The organism is uncultured Halomonas sp. (assembly GCF_947501415.1).
GTDB lineage: Bacteria > Pseudomonadota > Gammaproteobacteria > Pseudomonadales > Halomonadaceae > Halomonas.
The window spans coordinates 1-18,996 of sequence record NZ_CANMVL010000036.1; the positions used below are offsets into that span (position 1 = coordinate 1).

Annotated in this window: 19 protein-coding genes and 1 pseudogene; 12 read left to right on the forward strand and 8 right to left on the reverse strand. The window is 60.3% G+C overall.

Annotation, left to right across the window (positions count from 1 at the left end):
• The first annotated feature begins 178 nt into the window (after positions 1-178).
• The 4 genes from Q0894_RS15595 to Q0894_RS15605 all read left to right on the forward strand — a co-directional run bounded on the left by Q0894_RS15595 (position 179) and on the right by Q0894_RS15605 (position 5,273).
• Entirely contained in the window at positions 179-3,415 is a 3,237-nt protein-coding gene (locus Q0894_RS15595; RefSeq protein ID WP_299237060.1) for a type I restriction endonuclease, read from the forward strand.
• A 252-nt stretch (positions 3,416-3,667) separates the two neighbouring features.
• The gene (locus tag Q0894_RS15600; RefSeq protein WP_299237062.1) at positions 3,668-4,312 is read left to right on the forward strand and encodes a hypothetical protein; all 645 of its coding nucleotides are present in this window, start codon (positions 3,668-3,670) and stop codon (positions 4,310-4,312) included.
• Positions 4,313-4,328: 16 nt separating this feature from the next.
• A complete protein-coding gene (locus tag Q0894_RS15800) occupies positions 4,329-4,784 on the forward strand; it encodes a HEPN family nuclease (RefSeq protein ID WP_366131037.1) in 456 nt (151 codons plus the stop codon).
• Between the two features lie 117 nt (positions 4,785-4,901).
• A complete protein-coding gene (locus tag Q0894_RS15605) occupies positions 4,902-5,273 on the forward strand; it encodes a hypothetical protein (protein ID WP_299237064.1) in 372 nt (123 codons plus the stop codon).
• Positions 5,274-5,341: 68 nt separating this feature from the next.
• On the opposite strand, the gene Q0894_RS15805 is transcribed toward Q0894_RS15605, so the two are convergent.
• The 3 genes from Q0894_RS15805 to Q0894_RS15610 form a co-directional block, all read right to left on the reverse strand.
• Positions 5,342-5,479 (reverse strand): integrase core domain-containing protein, encoded by a 138-nt coding sequence (locus Q0894_RS15805; protein ID WP_366131039.1) that lies wholly within the window; start codon positions 5,477-5,479, stop codon positions 5,342-5,344.
• A gap of 3 nt (positions 5,480-5,482) precedes the next feature.
• The gene (locus Q0894_RS15810; protein ID WP_366131041.1) at positions 5,483-5,710 is read right to left on the reverse strand and encodes a transposase; all 228 of its coding nucleotides are present in this window, start codon (positions 5,708-5,710) and stop codon (positions 5,483-5,485) included.
• A gap of 213 nt (positions 5,711-5,923) precedes the next feature.
• Entirely contained in the window at positions 5,924-6,811 is an 888-nt protein-coding gene (locus Q0894_RS15610; protein WP_299237066.1) for a 5'-methylthioadenosine/S-adenosylhomocysteine nucleosidase, read from the reverse strand.
• Positions 6,812-7,396: 585 nt separating this feature from the next.
• On the opposite strand from Q0894_RS15610, the gene mgrA reads away from it, so the two are divergent.
• The 3 genes from mgrA (at position 7,397) to Q0894_RS15625 (ending at position 10,873) form a co-directional block, all read left to right on the forward strand.
• Positions 7,397-8,425 carry an L-glyceraldehyde 3-phosphate reductase gene (gene mgrA, locus Q0894_RS15615; RefSeq protein ID WP_299237068.1) on the forward strand — a complete coding sequence of 343 codons (1,029 nt, stop codon included), beginning with the start codon at positions 7,397-7,399 and terminating at the stop codon, positions 8,423-8,425.
• Positions 8,426-8,835: 410 nt separating this feature from the next.
• Positions 8,836-9,819, forward strand: coding sequence for a DUF1852 domain-containing protein (locus Q0894_RS15620; RefSeq protein ID WP_299237070.1), 984 nt, complete (start codon positions 8,836-8,838; stop codon positions 9,817-9,819).
• 25 nt (positions 9,820-9,844) lie between these two features.
• Positions 9,845-10,873, forward strand: a complete 1,029-nt coding sequence (locus tag Q0894_RS15625; RefSeq protein WP_299237072.1) for a methionine synthase — start codon at positions 9,845-9,847, stop codon at positions 10,871-10,873.
• Between the two features lie 109 nt (positions 10,874-10,982).
• Here the strand turns inward: Q0894_RS15625 and Q0894_RS15630 are convergent, their stop codons facing one another.
• From Q0894_RS15630 to Q0894_RS15650, 5 genes are all read right to left on the reverse strand, one after another.
• Positions 10,983-11,534, reverse strand: coding sequence for a PRC-barrel domain-containing protein (locus Q0894_RS15630; protein WP_299237073.1), 552 nt, complete (start codon positions 11,532-11,534; stop codon positions 10,983-10,985).
• Between the two features lie 190 nt (positions 11,535-11,724).
• Positions 11,725-13,047, reverse strand: coding sequence for a Y-family DNA polymerase (locus Q0894_RS15635; protein ID WP_299237075.1), 1,323 nt, complete (start codon positions 13,045-13,047; stop codon positions 11,725-11,727).
• A 2-nt stretch (positions 13,048-13,049) separates the two neighbouring features.
• Positions 13,050-13,490, reverse strand: coding sequence for a translesion error-prone DNA polymerase V autoproteolytic subunit (gene umuD / locus Q0894_RS15640; RefSeq protein WP_299237077.1), 441 nt, complete (start codon positions 13,488-13,490; stop codon positions 13,050-13,052).
• Between the two features lie 76 nt (positions 13,491-13,566).
• Entirely contained in the window at positions 13,567-14,007 is a 441-nt protein-coding gene (locus Q0894_RS15645; protein ID WP_299237079.1) for a PACE efflux transporter, read from the reverse strand.
• A 189-nt stretch (positions 14,008-14,196) separates the two neighbouring features.
• Entirely contained in the window at positions 14,197-15,120 is a 924-nt protein-coding gene (locus Q0894_RS15650) for a LysR substrate-binding domain-containing protein (protein WP_299237081.1), read from the reverse strand.
• A gap of 92 nt (positions 15,121-15,212) precedes the next feature.
• Between Q0894_RS15650 and Q0894_RS15655 the strand changes: the two genes are divergently transcribed.
• The 5 genes and pseudogenes from Q0894_RS15655 to Q0894_RS15815 all read left to right on the forward strand — a co-directional run.
• Positions 15,213-16,328: an FAD-dependent oxidoreductase gene (locus Q0894_RS15655; RefSeq protein WP_299237084.1), complete on the forward strand. Its 1,116-nt coding sequence runs from the start codon at positions 15,213-15,215 to the stop codon at positions 16,326-16,328.
• Positions 16,309-16,596: a (2Fe-2S)-binding protein gene (locus tag Q0894_RS15660; RefSeq protein WP_299237086.1), complete on the forward strand. Its 288-nt coding sequence runs from the start codon at positions 16,309-16,311 to the stop codon at positions 16,594-16,596. The genes Q0894_RS15655 and Q0894_RS15660 overlap by 20 nt, the downstream gene beginning before the upstream one ends.
• Complete coding sequence (locus tag Q0894_RS15665; protein ID WP_299237088.1) at positions 16,593-17,993, forward strand: NAD(P)/FAD-dependent oxidoreductase; 1,401 nt, start codon at positions 16,593-16,595, stop codon at positions 17,991-17,993. Before Q0894_RS15660 ends, Q0894_RS15665 begins: the two co-directional genes overlap by 4 nt.
• A 103-nt stretch (positions 17,994-18,096) precedes the next feature.
• The gene (locus tag Q0894_RS15670) at positions 18,097-18,846 is read left to right on the forward strand and encodes a transporter substrate-binding domain-containing protein (protein ID WP_299237090.1); all 750 of its coding nucleotides are present in this window, start codon (positions 18,097-18,099) and stop codon (positions 18,844-18,846) included.
• 60 nt (positions 18,847-18,906) lie between these two features.
• Positions 18,907-18,996, forward strand: a pseudogene (locus Q0894_RS15815) (histidine/lysine/arginine/ornithine ABC transporter ATP-binding protein); the annotation flags it as partial.

Here is an 18,996-nt window from a genome sequence, read left to right on the forward strand (position 1 = left end):
GTACCGATGAGTTCAGACTGATGAAAACCGGACAATCTGAATTGATGAAATCCGGACAACCTTCAATGACGTTGACAATTGCACCCGAGAGCGTAACGCCTCGCCCTAAGTCGCCTTCTCCTTCCATCCCTAGAGCGCTAGGCTGTTACTCATAATTACGCTAAACGCAGGGGATAATATGGCGGATAGCAGGGAAGCTCGCTTTCAGCAGGACATCATCGAGGCCATGACGGCCCATGGCTGGAGGGCCGGCTCGGCCAGTGGCTTTGAACGTGCCTCGGCGCTCTATACCGAGGATCTTCTCGGCTACGTGCGCGAGGCCTGGCCCGAGCGCTGGGAGAAGTTCTGCAAGGCCAACCCCCAGGCACCGGAAAGGGTGTTTGTGCAGAAGGTGGTGCGCGAGCTGGAGCGGGCCGGCACACTGGAGGTGCTGCGCCACGGCTTCAAGGTGCCGGGGGTGAAGTTCGACCTGTGCAGCTTCCAGCCCGACCACGGCATGAACCCGGACTCGCTGGTCCGTTACCGCGCCAATCGCCTGCGGGTGGTGCCCGAGGTCTCCTATTCGCCCCACGCCCGGGAAGGGCAATACAACCCGCGCATCGATTTGGTGCTGTTCGTCAACGGCATCCCCACTGCGACGCTCGAGCTCAAGAGTCAGTTCAAGCAGACGGTGGAGAACGCCAAGCGCCAGTACCGCCAGGACCGTCCGATCAAGGATCCCGTCACCCGCAAGCCCGAGCCGCTGCTCACCTTCAAGCGCGGTGCGCTGGTCCATTTCGCGGTGAGCCAGGACGAGGTGGCCATGACCACCAAGCTGGCTGGCAAGGATACCTACTTTCTGCCCTTCAACCGCGGCACGGAGGAGGGCGGTGCGGGTAACCCGCCGGCGCCGGACGAGGCCAGCTACGCCACCGGCTATCTGTGGGAGGAGGTGTTCGCGCCGGATGCCTGGCTGAAGGTGCTCGGTCGCTTCCTGCACCTGGAGAAGAAGCCCTTTGAGGACTTCCACGGTCGGCGCGGCCATAAAGAGACGCTGATCTTCCCGCGCTATCACCAGTGGGAGGTGGTCAATCGCCTGGTGCAAACCACCCTGGCCGAGGGACCGGGGCAGCGTTACCTGGTGCAGCACAGTGCCGGTTCCGGTAAGTCCAACTCCATCGCTTGGGCCGCCCACCAGCTGGCCAACCTCTACGCCGAGGACGGCACCAAGCTGTTCAATTCGGTGATCGTGGTCACCGACCGCACGGTGCTCGACAGTCAGCTGCAGGACACCATCTATCAGTTCGAACATGCCCACGGCGTGGTGTGCCCGATCACCCGCGATGTCGGCAACCAGAGCAAGTCGGAGCAGCTCGCCGAGGCACTCGCCAGCAACACCCGCATCATCATCGTCACCATCCAGACCTTCCCGGCGCTGTTCGACGCCCTGGACAAGCGCCCCCAGCTCGCCGAGGGCAACTACGCGGTGATCGCCGACGAGGCGCACTCCTCACAGACCGGCAGCTCGGCCAGCAAGCTCAAGGCACTGCTGGCCGCCGCAGGCGAAACCGTAGAGGGCGATAGTGGGAGCGAGAGCGACGGTGAGCTGGAAAACCGCGAGGGCATCGGCGAGCTGGAAATAAGCGCCGAGGCGATGCTGGATGCCGCCGTGGCCTCGCGCCGCCCCAGCGAGCGCATCAGCTACTACGCCTTTACCGCCACCCCCAAGGCCAAGACCCTGGAGCTGTTCGGGCGCGCGCCGGATCCCGAGCTGCCGGCCAGTGGCGACAACCTGCCCGAGCCGTTCCATCTCTACTCCATGCGCCAGGCCATCGAGGAGGGCTTTATCCTCGATGTGCTCACCAACTACGTCACCTACAGCACCGCCTGGAAGCTCGCCCACCCCGATGGCGAGGAGCAGGAGGTCGATTCCAAGAAGGCCTCGCGCACCCTGGCCAAGTGGGTGCGCCTGCACCCCTACAACATTGCCCAGCGGGTCGAGGTGATCGTCGAGCACTACCGCGACAACGTGCGCCACCTGCTCGACGGCCAGGCCAAGGCGATGGTGGTCACCGCCAGCCGCCAGGAAGCGGTGCGCTATCAGCTGGCCATGCGCGACTACATCGCCGAGCAGGGCTATGACGATGTTCACCCCATGGTCGCCTTCTCCGGCAGTGTGCCGCCCGACGAGGTGATCCCCGAGGAAGTCACCGAGACCAGCCAGCTGCTCAACCCCGGGCTCAAGGGGCGCAACCTGGCCGAGGCGTTCGACACCGACGACTTCAACGTGATGATCGCCGCCAACAAGTTCCAGACCGGCTTCGACCAGCCCAAGCTGTGCGCCATGTACGTGGACAAGAAGCTCCAGGGCGTGGACTGCGTGCAGACCCTCTCGCGGCTCAACCGGCTGTTCCCCGGCAAGCGGACCTTCATCCTCGATTTCTACAACGACGAGCAGGAGATCCTCGACGCCTTCGCGCCCTACTACCGCAAGGCGGAGCTGGCCGATGTCTCCGACCCCCAGGTGGTCTACGACCTGCAGCGTAGCCTGGATGCCAGCGGTATCTACCAGTGGCCCGAGGTGGAGGGCTTCGCCAAGGCCTTCTTCGATCCCAAGTCCCCGGCATCGAGCCTCAGCTACTACTGCCGCCCCGCCCAGGACCGCTTCAAGCAGAAGTATCAAGCGCTCCTCGAACATCTGCAGACCTGGAAGGAGGCGCGTCGCGTCGCCGAGCAGAATGGCGACGACAAGGGCCTCAAGCGCGCCGAGCAGGAGCTCAAGGAGGCCGGCACCGCCCAGGACGAGCTCGACCTGTTCCGCAAAAACCTCGCCAGCTTCGTACGCACCTACGAATTCCTCAGCCAGATCGTCACCTTCGACGACGCCGAGCTGGAGCAGCTTTGCGTTTACGCCCGCCACCTCACCCCGCTGCTGCGCATCGACCGTCTGCTCGAGGAGGAGAGCATCGACGTCAGCGAGCTGGAGCTGACCCACTATCGCCTCACCAAGCGCGAGGAGAAGCGCCTGCGCCTGGAAGAGGCCGAGGGCGACTACGGCCTCACCCCGGTCAGCGAGGTGGGCTCAGGCAAGCCCCACGATCCCGAAAAGCAGCGACTTAACGAGATCATCGACCGGCTCAACGACCTCTACGGCGCCGAGGTCAGCGACGACGACAAGCTGCACTTCGCCAACGGCATCGCCGATCGCATCGAGCGTGACGAAGCGGTGATGGCCCAGGTGCGTAACCACAGCCAAGATCAGGTGATGCACGGCCTCTTCCCGAAGAAGGTCACCGACGCCGTACTCGACGCCCTCAGCGACCACGAAAAGCTCAGCATGCCGCTGTTGGAGGACGAAGAGACCGGCAGGCAGTTTGCGCTGTTGATCCTCAAGTTGCTGGCGGGGAGGTCGAGTCGTGACTCGCGTGCTGAGTAGCAATTTACGGAAGGGGCTTGTAGTGACTGGTAACAACCTGAAGCCGCCATGCCAGAAAAGGCAGCTGGCACGTTCATTGGGAATATGCAGCATGCACGATAATACGTGGTATGCTGCCAAGCTATGTTTAATACATAAGGAATTCAATAGGATATAGCTTTTTCGAGCGTGCAGCATAAGATTGTTGAACGCGCATGCGCGTTCAAGCAGGGAAGCGCGCTGATGTCTGTTAGCACACAAAGGAGATAGTAAGTGTTTGATTGGGTGTATGTTGTTTTGATCTTAATTGGAGTGATCGGAGCTTTTGTCTTTGTTTCTTGGGCTTTTGTCACCATCATCGAAGATATCTTTGAGATGAGACAGATAAAAAAATTCTCGAAGGATTTTAAGGATGCTGTTAAGCATAGTCAGCCAACGTGGGAGGATGTAAAAGAAATCGCCTCTACAAGAGGGCTAACGCAGTCTAAAATCCACTATACAATAAGAAAATACTATCGCGATATTATGGCAGGCAGTGAAGATGATCTATCTTCTCATAAAGAGTTGATAAAGAACTATATTGACCAATATCGGAAAGATGAGCCTTTTGAGGGGCTGCCAAACGAAGTTCGAATTCACCTGGAGAGGTTGAGAGATCAAATAGATGGTAATGAGCACCTGTTAGAGCCGTTGACATCTCAGATTAAAGACCTTCTCAACATAAATAAGAAAGAGCAGAAGCATCAGAAGTATTACACTATTGGTGGTTTTTTTGTTGGACTTGCTGGGTTTGCATTTGCGATATATACAAGCTTTATAGATCCGCAGATCGAGCCGCCTGAGGTTAGTCAATCAATGTCACAGAATGAGAGTGCTAACAAGACAGCTCAGCCGACCGCTGATGCGGCGGATGATTGAGGTGTTAAGTATTCATATGGATTACGAGAATGTAGTGAGAGATTTTGCTCGAAGGACTAGGGTAAATCTCGAAATTGTTGAGAAAAGTAAAAATAACTTCGGGCACGGCTATGAGATCACACAGCTGATTAATAGTTGTTTGGGGCTGCTAATACTGCCTCAACAAAGGTTCATGGACTCAATACCGAAAACTCCTATAGATCAATTGGAAGCGGAGGGGTGGGCGATTCCAAAGGTAACGGGTCATTTTCCGCAGGTCGAAAATCTGCAACAGATGATTCGGTATCTTCGTAACGCGATAGCCCATTTCAACTTAGAGTTTCTGAGTGACTCTGAGGGTAAGATAAGATGCCTTAGAGTCTGGAACTGTCGGTCAGGCAAAAAAACATGGCAGGCAGAATTGGGTTTAGACGAACTCAAGAGCATCTTGGATAAGTTTACAGATTTGTTAATCGAGCATGGCCATACTTAACAAGCTTTTGCAGTTTGTTCCGGGCCTCAGGGCCCTGCCTCGGACGCCCTTTTTTTCGCTTAGCTGAAAAAGGTCGCCGCTGAACAAATGCGTTAACTGTAATCAAGGAGATGAGAATTGACAGTAAGTCATTCAGATATGGAGGGTACGCTGAAAGAGTTAGGGTGCCGCACTGTCCATCAAGTGAAGAAGGTAACGGAGTACATGCTGCCGGGAACGAAAGAGCCGTTTTACGTGCATGTGGAGAATCGATGCCCTCAAATTATTGTTCGTCCGGCTTTTCACCAAGCGGCACCTGAACTTTGCGAAATAGAGGGGGTGCGCCCTAAAGATCCCTTCTACCACAACGCTGATATGACACGGTTTCCGTCCGAGAAGCACAATGGCAAAACCGAATGCCATTTTGGGTGGGCATTCGAGTTCGATAACACCGTGGCTCTCAGATCTTTTATTGATGGCCTAGTGTCTGTGGTGAAGCAATCCAGTTAACAAGTCGATTAAGTTTGTTACCGGCATAACGACCATCTACTGTAATGACCCCCTGGTTTCCGCACACCCTACGCAACTAATGCTGGGTGTGCTCGGGGTGCCTCATTGTCCAGAGACTGATGTGACCGCTCTTCGTTGTAGTATCGGATCAATCGATCGATCACCACCCTGGCTGACTCGATGTAATGACCCCCTAGTTTCTTCACACCCTACGCAACTAATGCTGGGTGTGCCCGGGGTGCCACATAATCGAGAGACTGATGTGGCCGCTCTTCGTTGTAGTATCGGATCCAGCGGTCGATCACTACCCTGGCTGACTCGAAGTGATGGAGCCAGATGCTCTCCTCCTTCAAGGAGCAGAAGAAGCGCTCGACAAGTCCGTTCTGTTTTAGAGTATACGGCGGCGTGAACTCCTGCGTCAGCCCATAGGCCCTCAACAGTACCCATGTAGTGCCGGCTGCTGAAGAACAGGCTTTTGTCGTCGCTCATCCTGTCCTCCCGATGACTGCACTATACCCTGCGCAGCTCTGGGGGGCACTTCATGTTGGTGCTACTCCATGAATCAATAAATCCGAGACTTGGTAGTCCTCGCAACTACCAAGTCTCGGATCATCCTAACGTATCTAGCCATGACGTCGGTGGCTAAATGCTTACTTGCTCTTCAGGAATGAAATGTACTCCCGAACCACCTCATAGACATATTCCTGGTTCGCGGCTGCTGTTTCTGGGTTGTAGGCACCATTGTTTGTCTTGTTGTTCGACAAGATACGAATTGCCAGAAACGGTACATCGTAGGCCTTTGAAATCATCGCAGATGACGCGGATTCCATTTCTTCGACTGATGTGCCGTAATTTTCATGGAACCAGTTGATACGATCTACTTCATTATTCCATAGATCAGCTGAGCCAATAGTCCCTTCCACTATTTTGCCTTTTGTGTAGCTGTCCTTTACTTTTCTGGCCGCGGCTAAAAGGTCCGGATCCGCATCGTAGTAACGAGCCTTCTCAGCATTCGGGTCTTCACCGGCACTGCCTTCAGATGCCATAACGTCCATCGGCTTCCAGTCTGTCGCTACAATACCTTCACCTTCCGCACGATCCCCTGTTTTCATAGAGCCGATATTAACCGTGCGCTCACCCAGGACAATGTCGAAAACGTTGAGATCTGGGTCATGGCCGCCAGATGTGCCTTGATTGATAATGGCAGCAGGGTTGTATTTTAAAATCGCAACAGCAGTCGCTGCTGCTGTGTTTTCCATGCCTTTCCCTGTCTTTGAAACAATGACGGGGTAGTCATCTACCGTGCCAATGTAAAATTCAAAGGTTGAGCCTGACTCTTCTACTTCGACATCTTTCAGGCGGCTAGCAAATTCCTCTGCTTCAATTGGCATTGGCCCCTGTATCAATATTGGGCGTTTCATTTCTTCCTGGCCAGTAAGCTCGCCTGCTGTACTTGCGCCAGCTAAAGTCACAAAACAAGCTATAGATACTATGGACGCTAGCATGTACTTGCGAGCATTAAACTCTATCTTTCTCATGTTGCTTCTCCTCGTGTATGTGATGCTTTATCGATTGACCGCAGAGGTGTATCTTTAATCAGTGCGGTAAGAAAGAATATGGAGCCATATTAAAGGTTATATGTGATGCTTTTGAGTTTCAAGAGCTTTGTTTTTTTAAAGTAATAATAGTTTCTTTGCGATATGTAAGAGTTGGCAGTTTTTTGTATTCCATGCCGGAGTTAATTGGCAGATAGTTTACCAATGCGTAGCGTCATCAAGAGGGTGTTTCCAAAGCAATAAGTCGCTGACAAGATGGAGACCTCTCAGTCAGGGAGTATGTCGAAAGGCGGGCAATCCCGAAAGATCGCTGACGCGGAGAAGCATCTACCATGTATGCCCACTTTTTAGGCCAGAAGGGTCGAGAGGAGCCGGGGAAGTCCAGACCACTTGGATCGGTGTCCACCCATGCTGGGTGGGGTAAGGCCGCCCGGCTGAAGGCCTACCTGCCTGCGCCTGGCATCGCCAGTCGCACTGAGAGCCCCCATAATGAGCGTCACGCGGCCGCCGCAGGCCCGGTTCTGCCGGCGGTCAGGGAGAGACGCGACCTTCGAGGAGTGGCACACCATGAGCTATACGCCCTCGGCACACCGCTACGAGCGCATGCCCTATCACCGCTGCGGGCGCAGCGGCCTGAAGCTGCCGGCCATCTCGCTGGGGCTGTGGCAGAACTTCGGCGAGAACGCCAGCCCCGAGAATGCTCGGGCCATCTGCCGCACCGCCTTCGATCACGGCATTACGCACTTCGACCTGGCCAATAACTACGGGCCGCCGCCGGGCAGCGCCGAGTCGCTGTTCGGCCGTATCCTCAACAGTGATTTCGCCGGCCACCGTGACGAGCTGGTGATCTCCACCAAGGCGGGCTACTGGATGCATCCGGGGCCCTACGGTGAGTGGGGTAGCCGCAAGTATCTGCTCTCCAGCCTGGATCGCAGCCTCGAGCGGCTCGGCGTGGACTACGTGGATATCTTCTATTCCCACCGCTTCGACCCCGAGACGCCGCTGGAGGAGACCATGATGGCGCTCGACCAGGCAGTGCGGCAGGGCAAGGCGCTCTACGTCGGCATCTCTTCCTACAGTGCCCAGCGCACCCGGGAGGCGGTCGAGATTCTGCGCTCGCTGGGCTCCCCCTGCCTGATCCACCAGCCGAGCTACTCTATGCTCAACCGCTGGGTCGAGACCGATGGCCTGCTGGAGACCCTTGATGAGCTGGGCGTCGGCTCGATCGTCTTCTCGCCGCTGGCTCAGGGGCTGTTGACCGGCAAGTACCTGCAGGGCGTGCCTGAGGATAGCCGTGCCGCCTTGGGCCAGAGCCTGAAAGAGGGGCACCTCTCGCCCGAGAATCTGGCTCGGGTGCAGGCGCTTAACGAGATCGCCGAACGCCGCGGCCAGAGCCTGGCGCAGATGGCCATCGCCTGGGTGCTGCGCCGCGGTCGCGTGACCTCGGCGCTGATCGGCGCGAGCCGCCCGGAGCAGCTGCTTGAAAGCCTGGGTGCCCTCGAGACCCCGGACTTCAGCGATGAAGAGCTCGCCGAGATCGATCGGCATGCGGTCGATGGCGGCATCAACCTGTGGGCGGCCTCCTCGCAAGGATAATCTCCCCCGAGAGCAAACCTCTGGAGCCAGCCCCCCAAGACTCCCTGAGCATGGATGCCGGCCGCCTGGCCGGCATCTAGTCTCAACGGGCCGCTCTGGCCACCGACCTCGACCCTCCCGAGGCCCTTGTGCCGGCCGATCGCAGCGGTGAAGCGTCGGTCGGCATACTCGAACATGAATGATATTGATGTTCGTCATGAGTTTCTTCAGCTTGCTTCAATAGGCGATGGTTTCGATAATCCCTCCATCGCTTCGTCAGTGGCGTTCCCGCTGGGCAGTGACCGCCACCTCGGCCCGCTATATCGGACCTGACGAGCTCGAATGGCGACGACCCAGGGCGTCATCTCGAATATCGATCAATAGAGAGATGCCTTGGGTTCATGTCTCAGGAAGCAGGATGGCAAGTCTAAATGAATAAGGATTTTGCATTCACCGTCAAGCGTATTCGATTCGATGAGAACTATCGGCCATCGGACAATACCCGTATCACGACCAACTTTGCCAATTTGGCCAGAGGGGAGCAGCGTAAGGAGAATCTGCGCAATACCCTGAGGATGATCGACAATCGCTTCAATGCCTTGGCCGATTGGGATAACCCGAAGGGTGATCGCTATGCCGTCGAGCTTGACATCATTTCTGTTGAGATGACCGTCGATGCCGCCTCCGGTGATAGCGCGCTGCCGATCATTGAAATCTTGAAGACAACCGTTGTCGATAAAAAGTACGGTGAACGAATTGAAGGCGTCGCCGGAAACAATTTTTCTTCTTACGTGCGAGATTACGACTTCAGTGTAGTGCTCAAGGAGCACAACAGGGATCAGAAGGAGTTCAGTGTTCCGAGTGACTTTGGTGTTCTGCACGGCAGCCTGTTCAAGGCGTTCGTCAACTCGGATACGTACAAGACGTATTTCAAGAAGCCTCCTGTCATTTGTATCAGTGTTTCCAGCAACAAGACATATCACCGCACCGAGAACCATCACCCCGTGCTGGGCGTTGAATATGTTCAGAAAGAACACTCACTGACCGACGATTATTTCAGCAAGATGGGGATGAAGGTTCGCTACTTCATGCCTCCTGGCAGCGTTGCGCCTCTGGCCTTCTATTTTCAGGGTGACTTGCTTGGTGATTACACCAATCTTGAGCTTATTAGTACCATCAGCACCATGGACACGTTCCAGAAGATCTATCGCCCGGAAATCTACAATGCCAATTCTGCGGCGGGGAAGGCCTACCAGCCGAGCTTGAAGCAGCAGGACTACTCACTGACCCGCATCGTCTATGACAGAGAGGAGCGTAGCCGGCTAGCGGCTGAGCAGGGGAAGTTTGTTGAGGAGAACTTCATCAAACCCTACCGAAATATACTCGAGCAATGGTCCGCCAACTACGCTCTTTGATCCATCCATCACGAGATCTTCCATCATGGCAAAGCTGTTACCCACTTCGACGGCCGGCAGTCTTCCCAAGCCCTCCTGGCTTGCAGAGCCGGAGGTGCTGTGGTCACCCTGGAAGTTGCAGGATGAGGGGCTGGCGGAAGGCAAGCAGGACGCGTTGCGCCTGGCACTGCATGAGCAGCAGCAGGCGGGCATCGATATCGTCAGTGATGGCGAGCAGTCGCGTCAGCACTTTGTCACGACGTTTATTGAGAACCTCAATGGCGTCGACTTCGACAAGCGCCAAACCGTCAGAATTCGCGACCGCTATGATGCCAGCGTCCCCTCGGTGGTCGGTGAGGTATCCCGTCAGAAGCCCGTTTTCGTGGATGACGCCAGGTTCTTGCGCCAGCAAACCACGCAACCCATCAAGTGGGCGCTGCCTGGGCCCATGACCATGATCGACACCCTCTACGATGGTCACTACCAGAGTCGTGAAAAGCTGGCGTGGGAGTTCGCCAAGATCCTGAACCAGGAGGCGCGCGAACTGGAGGCGGCGGGTGTCGATATCATCCAGTTCGATGAGCCCGCCTTCAATGTCTTCTTCGATGAGGTGAACGACTGGGGCATCGCCACGCTGGAGAAGGCGATCGAGGGCCTGAAGTGCGAGACGGCCGTACACATCTGTTACGGCTATGGCATCAAGGCGAATACCGACTGGAAAAGCACCCTCGGCAGCGAGTGGCGGCAATACGAGGAGGTATTCCCCAAGCTGCAGAAATCCAATATCGATATCGTCTCTCTGGAGTGCCAGAACTCTCGCGTTCCCATGGAGCTGATCGAGCTGATCCGTGGCAAGAAGGTGATGGTGGGCGCGATTGACGTCGCCACCAACACCATCGAAACACCGGAAGAGGTAGCCGATACCCTGCGCAAGGCGCTCCAGTTTGTCGATGCCGAGAATCTCTATCCCAGCACCAACTGCGGCATGGCGCCACTGTCACGCCAGGTGGCCAGAGCCAAGATGAATGCGTTGAGCGCCGGGGCGGACATCGTGGCAGGGGAACTCGCCGGCTAGGCTAACGGCCTTTTTGCAGGCACCCACATAAGAAGGGCCCGGCCAATGGCCGGGCCCTTACCGTCATAAAGCTCCTCATGCTGTCAGGCGCGGGAGCCGCATATGCCGATTACTCGGCGGCATCCTGGGTCTTCTTGCCGACGTTCTCCAGTGCCTCGCCGATGCTGTCCAGGGCACGTGAGGCCCCTTCCTGAGTGGTGTCCCAGGCGCTGGCTGCGCCGTCCTTGGTTTGCTCCCAGGCCTCGTGGGCGCCCTGGCGAGCGTCTTGCCACCAGTCGTTATCATAGGTCGGCTGCTGGCTGATCTGGGCGTCATTCATGTCGACGATCACGCGGTACTCGATGTCGTCGAGGTCGTCGCCGTTATGAGTTTCCACGCTGAATCGGCCTGCCTCGATCACGAACTCCTGGTCGTCGTCGATATCGAGCAGTTCCCCGGTATCGATCACCAGGGCGCGCACCTTCATGTCGTTATCCAGCAGGATATCCTCGACCTCACCGATTTCTCGGCTATCGGCCGCGGTGTAGACATCGGCGTCGAGCAGTTCATCGCTTGAGTAGAGGCCCTGAGGCTCCGCCATGGCCGATGCGGATAGCAGCAGGCCGCCAGCGACCAGGGTGCTCAGAGTGGCGTGACGCAGGAGAGGCTTTCCATACAGCATGTAATGACTCCTTTTTCCTTTCCTTATGTCAGGCCCGCCGATGCGGACCCGGTTCGGCGATGTCTCATGTTGCCGTACACCGTTGGTCATGGGGAGCTCGAACGAGTTCCACTTTTTGTGTAACGGAGTGTTACGGCGTGGGCCTGTCGGTGGCGAGTGTGGCCGGTGGACCCTGGTCGTGAGCCCTGGGTCAATCGCCCGGTGGAGGAGGCCCCTTCACTGATCGAGTCTCTCGGCGCGTTGTGATCGTCGGCAGCTCCTTCCAGCGCGTCGTCCAGCGGGGTGAGCGGTTGGCGCAGCGCAGGTGCCAGGCGGCGCTGGGGGAGGGCATTCCGAGCTTGACGGTGCCGCGGCCCATGCGCTGGTTAAGGGCATCCAGGGTCGCCATCAACTTCTCGCTGCGCTCGCGCTCCGCGGCACTCTGGGGCGACTCCAGCAGCGACATCTGCTGCCGATCGGCGTCGATCAGGTCGATCAGCATCACCCCGGCCTTCATGAAGCGGTAGTGCGGCCGGTAGATGGCGGCGAAGGCCTGGCCGACCGCATGCAGGATCTCGCGGCTGTCATCGGTGGGGCGTGCCAGCTCGACCACGGCGCCGGGCGAATACTGCGGCAGGTCCTGCCGGTGGCGGTTGGTCTTCAGGAAGACGTAGACGGCCCGGGCCAGGCTATCCTGGGCGCGCAGCTTCTCGGCACCGCGCTGGCCGAACTGGCGCAGCGCCTCGTGGATCTCGTCGCGGTTGTCGGTCAGCCTGCCGAAGGAGCGCGAGGTCATGATGCGCTGACGGGGCTCGTCGGCGTCGTTCATCTCGGTACAGGGCACGCCGCGCAGCTCCAGGGCGGTGCGCTCCAGGGTCACCGAGAAGCGCCGGCGAATCGCCTTGGGGTCGGCCTGGGCCAGATCCCAGGCCGTGCGGATATCCATCAATGCCAGCCGCTCCACCAGACGGCGGCCCACGCCCCATACATCGCCCAGCTCGGTTCGCTGCAGGAGACCCGCCGTTTCGGCGCTGCCCGCCGAGAGCACGCAGACACCCCGGTAGCCGGGCACCTTCTTGGCTGCCCGATTGGCCAGCTTGGCCAGGGTTCGCGTCGGTGCCACGCCGACACTCACCGGGATGCCGGTGAAGCGGCGCACCTTGTAGTGGAGCTCGCGGCAGTGGCTCAGCAGCTGCTTCTGCGCGAAGCCGTCGAAGCGCACGAACATCTCGTCGATCGAGTAGGGCTCCACCCCGGCGGAGAACTCCTCCAGCACGGCCTGCACCCGGGCGGACATATCGCCATACAGCTCGTAGTTGGAGGAGAGCAGCCGGATGCGCCCCTGGCGCAGTAGCCCCTTCAGCTCGAAGGCCGGGGTGCCCATCTCTATCCCCAGCGCCTTGAGCTCGTTGGAGCGAGCGATCACGCAGCCATCGTTGTTCGAGAGCACGCCCACCGGTAGTCCCTCCAGCCGAGGCTGGAAGACCCGCTCGCAGCTGACATAGAAGTTGTTGCAGTCGATCAGACCGATCATGGCTACACCGGATATTCGTGGATGACCGAACGCACCACGCCCCACACCTGGCAGTCGAGGTCCTCGAGCGGGATCGGCGGGTAGGCCGGGTTGGCGGAGCAGAGGTAGGGCTGGCGGCCCTTCAGCTGGTAGCGCTTTACCGTGATCTCGCCCTCCACCAGGGCCACCAGGATGTGCCCCGGTCGCGGCTCGATGGAGCGGTCGATCAGCAGCAGGTCGCCGTCGTGGATGCCCAGCGGGTCCATGCTGTCGCCGGTCACGGTCATGAAGAAGCTGGCCGAGGGGCGCTTCACCAGCCGCTCATTGAGGTCCAGGGTACGCCCCTCGTAGTCCTGGGCGGGGCTCGGAAAGCCGGAGACGCCGGCCCGCGTCAGCGCCAGGGGATGGGGCAGCGCCAGGGCGGGCGGCGTCGGGTGGGCGGGAATCAGGGTGTCGATGGTCATCGGGAGCCTCCTCTTGGTACTGTTATTTTATACAGTATAGAGGGGTGGCAACACCATGCTTGTTGTGGTTATTGCGTCATGCACAGTCCACGGCGTCGAAGCCAGGGCGGGGAAACACTCGGTCGAAAAGCAGCGTAAAGAGGAAGGTATAGACCAGGAAGAACACCATGATTGCGGCTTCCATCGTCGCGGCGGTCCATACGCCTACGTCGTACCACACCATATAGAGCGGTAGGCAGATCAGGAAGAGACCCGCCTCGAAGCCGAAGGCATGAAGACTGCGTACCTTGAAGGTTCGCACGCCGATCTGCTTGCGAAATTCCCAGAACTCGAAGCCGGTGTTGTAGATGAAGTTCCATATCACCGCGGCGATGGAGACCATGATGGCAACCGGCAGGGATTGCTGAGCATCGCCATCGCTCAACGTCATCAGGATCAGCGTCGAGAACAGGATGCCGAAGACCTCAAAGAGGAAGACGTAGAGAAGGCGGCGCTTGATGGGGGGTAGGGATATCAACTGAAACTCCACTGGGCCCTGTTTGACCCTTTACTGGAATAAAGAGCCGGCCCGTCCCGGTTGATAACGAACTGAGAAAGAGGAGTTCCCAGTGCAGGCCACGGTTTCCGCCTGCGCTCGAAATCTAGCATCGCCCCTGAGGTAAATCAAATGACGGGAGATTTTTTCCTTTTTTAACAGAAAGTTATTTCAATTCAGTGGTTCCGCTGGTTGATCGAGGACGCGTGCGAACTGTGCTCGAAACACGCCGATAAAGTCCTGGGCGAGGCGGGAGAGGGGCTGCTCTCGGGGCGTCAATAGATAGAAGGTGTCGTCGAGCTCGGCGGCGAAGGGGCGAATCGCCAGACGCTCATCGGCGAACACCCGGGCGTTCAGCGGGTCGATCACCGTGATGCCGGCGCCTTGTGTCACCAGGCGGGCAGCCTGCAGGGCCAGCGATACCTGCAGGTGGCGGCGGGGGCGCACACCGGCGGCCTCGAGAAGCCGGTCCAGGGCCTGTCGGGTGGGGTCCTGGGGCTCATAACAGATCAGTGGCTGGTCATGCAGGTCGTCGGGGCTGATGCTCGACTGCGCCGCCAGTGGGTGGTCGGCGGGCAGCAGGCAGACGTTGCCGAGGCTGAAGGCCTCGCTCTCTATACGCTCGTCGCCGCCACCCAGCATGGCAAAGCCAAGGTCGGCGCGCTGGGTCACGATATCCTCCACCACCTGCTCGGAGCGGAAGGTGGCGAGCTCGACCAGGGCCTCGCCATGGCGCGGTGTGAAGTCCGCCAGCACATCGGGCAGGAAGCCCATGCCGAGCAGCGGCATGGCGCTGATGCGCAGCCCTCCGGTTTCGCGCTCCTTGATGCGTCGGGCGGTGGCGCGCAACCCCTCCAGCCCGCTCCATACCCGGAGTAGCTCACGATGAAAGAGCCGCGCTTCGGGGGTGGGCACCAGCCGCCCCCGGCGGCGTTCGAACAGCGTGAAGCCCACATCATGCTCGAGCTGCTTCAATAGCCGAGAGACCCCGGGCTGGGCGATCAGCATGCGGCGTGCCGCGCCGGAAACGCTGCCGCAATCCATCACGTGCTGGAAGGCTTGCAGCTGACGGTCGCTGAGACGTGGCGTTTCCATAACAATTCCATATCGAGTGGGCAGGTATTGGTATTAGATCGTATGGGATGGCTGGCCTATCGTCGAGATATGGCACTGACGGAGCATGGGTGATGCCTCAGGATTTTCTCATCATCGGTGGAGGCGTGGTTGGCATGGCGGCGGCCTATGGGCTGGCCCGTCGTGGGCGGCGCGTTGCCGTACTCGATGAGCATGACGGCTCGCTGCGTGCGTCCCGTGGCAATGCTGGCCTGGTCTGGGTGCAGGGCAAGGGGAGTGGCATGCCGCGCTATGCCGAACTCTCGCTGCACTCGAGCGAGGTCTGGCCCGAATTCGCCGAGGAGCTTACCGCGCGCACCGGAATCGACCTCGAGTATGAGCGGCGCGGCGGTGTGGACCTGTGCTTCGATGCCGAACAGGCCGAGGCCCTTCAGGCGGAGTATCGGGCGCTGTACGCCTCCACGCCGGCCCTTGAAGCGGTGCGCTGGTCCTATCTCGACCGGGAGGCGCTGCTGGAGCATCTGCCGGGGCTTGGCGAGAGGGTCCACGGTGGCACCTGGTCGCCCCACGATGGTCACTGCAACCCGCTCTCCCTGCTGCGTGCCCTCTATGCTGCCTGCCAGTCGCTGGGGGTCGACTACCGGCCCGCCACTCCGGCCAGCGCGATCGAGGCCACGGGCGCCGGCTTCACGGTGCGTACCCCCGGGGGAACCTTCACATCGGAAAGGCTGATTCTGGCCGCCGGCCTGGGAGGGCGGCAGCTGGCGCCTGCGCTGGGGCTCAGCGGGCGCGTTCGCCCGGTGCGTGGCCAGGTGCTGGTGACCGAGCGGCTGCCCCAGGGCGGACGGCTACCGAGCCCGCAGATTCGTCAGACCGCCAGTGGCGGTTACCTGATCGGCGACGTGCTGGAGGAGGTCGGCGACGACACCGGGGTGACGCTCGAGACCATTCACCAGCTGGGGGAGCGCGCGGTGCAGATCTACCCCGACCTGGCTCGGGCTCGACTGGTGCGCACCTGGGGGGCGCTGCGCGTGATGACCCCGGATGGTAACCCGGTCTACGAGGCCTCGCGCCGCTTCCCCGGGGCCTACAACCTGAGCTGTCACAGCGGCATCACCCTGGCGGCCTTCCATGCCGAGGAACTCGCCGAGGCCATCGACAATGATCGGCTGGAAGCGGCCTATGGCGACTTTTCAGGAGCGCGTTTCGATGTTCAAGCAACTGGATAGCGCGGCCTCCACCGGAGAGGTGACGATCTGGCTGGAGGGCCACTCCCACCGTGTGCCGAATACCCTCAGCGTGGCGGCGGCGTTGCTGTGGCTCGAAGGCGCCGCGGGCTATCGCCGGCATGTCGACGGCAGCAACCGTGCGCCGCTGTGCATGATGGGCGTGTGCCATGAGTGCCTGATCACCGTCGATGGTGAACCCAATCGCCAGGGCTGCCTGGTGCCGGTGGCCGAGGGAATGCGGATCGAGCGTCAGTGGAGAGCCTTATGAGCGAGACGCGGGTGCGCCACGCCGAGGTGGCGATCATCGGTGCTGGCCCGGCCGGCATGGCGGCCGCCAGCCGCCTGGCCGAGGCCGGCGAGAGGCCGGTGGTCTTTGATCTGGCGCAGAGCCCCGGTGGTCAGATCTATCGTCAACTCGCCGCTCCCCAGGTGGGGGAGGCGGTGATGGGCGCCGACTATCTGCGGGGCCAGGCCCTGCTGGCGCGCTTCGCACATTCGCGTATCGATTACCGGCCGGGCAGCCGGGTGTGGTGGGCCGAGCGCGAGGGGCAGGGCACCACCCTCGGCGTGCTGGCGAATGGCAAAAGCGAGCTCTGGCAGGTACGCCAGCTGGTCGTCGCCGGCGGCGCCATGGAGCGTGGCTGGCCCTTCCCGGGCTGGCAGTTGCCGGGGGTGATGCAGGCCGGGGCCGGTCAGATCCTGCTCAAGCAGGGTGCCCTGGTACCCGATGCGCCACCGGTGCTGGTCGGCACCGGCCCCTTGCTTTATCTGCTGGCCTGGCAGTACCTGCGCGCCGGTTGTCCGCCAAGGCTGGTGCTGGACGCCGCCCCGCGCTCGCGTTATTCCGAGTTGCTGCGCCATCCGCTGGGCACCTGGCACGCCCGCCACTATCTGCTCAAGGGGCTCAGGATGATGGGCGCGCTGCGCCGCGCCGGGGTCACGATCAAGCAGGGTTTCGACGCCCTGGAGGCCGAGGGTGAGGGGCATCTTGAGGCCGTGAGCTATCGCCTGGCCGGTCGCTGGCAGCGCGTCGAGACGCCGCTGCTGCTGGCCCACTTCGGTGTGGTGCCGGAGCCTCAGCTGGGGCGCGGGCTGGGGCTCGGCTTCGCCTGGCATGCGGGCCAGCAGGCCTTCGTGCCCGAGCGCGATGCCGATTCGCTGTCCGCCGGCCCGGGCCTGTGGCTGGCCGGCGACGGTGCCGGTATCGGTGGGGCGATCAACGCCGAGCGCGAGGGGCATCTCGCGGGCCTGTCGATTCTCGAGGCTCAGGGTGAGAGCGTCGGCGAGGAGTGTGCTTCGCTACGGCGCGCTCGGGCGCGTGACCTGGGTGCTCGCAAGCTGCTGGATGCGCTGTTCCGGGCACCGGAAGGCTGGCTTGCCGCCCAGCCCGAGAAGACCCTGGTGTGTCGCTGCGAATCCGTATCGCTCGGTGAGATCAATGCCGCCATGGGGCAGGGTGCCGCCGGACCCGGCCAGCTCAAGGCCTTTACGCGCTGCGGCATGGGGCCGTGTCAGGGACGCCTGTGCGGTGAGAGCGTCAGCCGTCTGCTGGCCAGCCATCAGGATGCTTCCATGAGCGCCGTGGGCTATTACCGGGTTCGCCCGCCACTGCACTCGATCACCCTGGGGGAACTGGCGGCCTCACCCGCGCCGCCTTCCTCCTGAGTTCGTTTCCGTCGTTGTGACGGGATGCGGCGTCGCCGGATATCTGGTGGTGCCTATCACTGCATCACACGCTTCATCACACAAGCACAAGAGGTGAATTGCCATGCGTATTTCCAACTCCTTCGGTCTACTGATTGCGGCGGCGCTTGTCGCTACCCCGGCCATGGCGAATGAGGGGCCGCTGCGGATCGCCGTGGATGTTCCCTATATGCCCTACCAGTATCAGGAGCCTGACGGCACCATCACCGGCTTCGAGGTCGAGCTGATCGATGCCGTCTGCGTCGAGATGCAGCGTGAGTGCGAATGGGTCAAGCAGGGGTGGGACGGCATCATTCCCGGGCTGCTGGCGCGCAAGTATGACTTCATCGCCTCGGCGATGAACATCACCGAGGACCGTGCCCGCCAGGTCCTCTTCTCCGAGCCCTACTACCAGGTGCCCTCGGTGTGGGTCGGTCAGGCGGAGGCCGAGGTCGACGTGGCCGGCGATCTGGCCGATGTCACCGTCGGCGTGCAGCAGGGCACCATTCAGGACCGCTACGTCACCCAGTTCCACCCCCAGGCCGATATTCGCCGCTACAGCGATTCCGGCGGCGTGATCAACGACATGCACTCCGGGCGCCTGGATCTGGTGTTCACCGCCTTCCCCCTGGCTCAGGAAGCCCTGCTGGGCGAGGAGGCGTTCGAGCGCCGCGGCGAGCTGATCACCGAGCCGGAGTCGATCTACGGCCCGGGCGTCGGTGCCGCTTTCCGCAAGCGTGATCAGGAGCTGGCAGAGCAGTTCGATGCCGCCATGGCCGAGGTCAAGGCCAATGGCACTTTTGACCAGCTGCAGACCAAGTACTTCGGCGAGTGAGATTGGCGGAGCGTGCCGGGGCTTGGCCCCGGCGTGTGTTGCACCTACCGGAGCCTTTTCATGGCTGCTAACTCGATCCCGTTGGAAGTGCGCAATATCACCAAGCGCTTCGGCGATACTGACGTCCTCAAGGGCCTGTCGCTCGAGGCC

Bases quoted from the DNA above. Each gene is read 5' to 3' on its own strand.
- Q0894_RS15660 (WP_299237086.1), top strand. From the start codon at position 16,309: ATGTTCAAGCAACTGGATAGCGCGGCCTCCACCGGAGAGGTGACGATC.
- umuD (WP_299237077.1), bottom strand. From the start codon at position 13,490: ATGACCATCGACACCCTGATTCCCGCCCACCCGACGCCGCCCGCCCTG.
- Q0894_RS15635 (WP_299237075.1), bottom strand. From the start codon at position 13,047: ATGATCGGTCTGATCGACTGCAACAACTTCTATGTCAGCTGCGAGCGG.
- Q0894_RS15800 (WP_366131037.1), top strand. From the start codon at position 4,329: ATGGATTACGAGAATGTAGTGAGAGATTTTGCTCGAAGGACTAGGGTA.
- Q0894_RS15650 (WP_299237081.1), bottom strand. From the start codon at position 15,120: ATGGAAACGCCACGTCTCAGCGACCGTCAGCTGCAAGCCTTCCAGCAC.
- mgrA (WP_299237068.1), top strand. From the start codon at position 7,397: ATGAGCTATACGCCCTCGGCACACCGCTACGAGCGCATGCCCTATCAC.
- Q0894_RS15595 (WP_299237060.1), top strand. From the start codon at position 179: ATGGCGGATAGCAGGGAAGCTCGCTTTCAGCAGGACATCATCGAGGCC.
- Q0894_RS15630 (WP_299237073.1), bottom strand. From the start codon at position 11,534: ATGCTGTATGGAAAGCCTCTCCTGCGTCACGCCACTCTGAGCACCCTG.
- Q0894_RS15620 (WP_299237070.1), top strand. From the start codon at position 8,836: ATGAATAAGGATTTTGCATTCACCGTCAAGCGTATTCGATTCGATGAG.
- Q0894_RS15655 (WP_299237084.1), top strand. From the start codon at position 15,213: ATGCCTCAGGATTTTCTCATCATCGGTGGAGGCGTGGTTGGCATGGCG.
- Q0894_RS15610 (WP_299237066.1), bottom strand. From the start codon at position 6,811: ATGAGAAAGATAGAGTTTAATGCTCGCAAGTACATGCTAGCGTCCATA.
- Q0894_RS15665 (WP_299237088.1), top strand. From the start codon at position 16,593: ATGAGCGAGACGCGGGTGCGCCACGCCGAGGTGGCGATCATCGGTGCT.
- Q0894_RS15625 (WP_299237072.1), top strand. From the start codon at position 9,845: ATGGCAAAGCTGTTACCCACTTCGACGGCCGGCAGTCTTCCCAAGCCC.
- Q0894_RS15670 (WP_299237090.1), top strand. From the start codon at position 18,097: ATGCGTATTTCCAACTCCTTCGGTCTACTGATTGCGGCGGCGCTTGTC.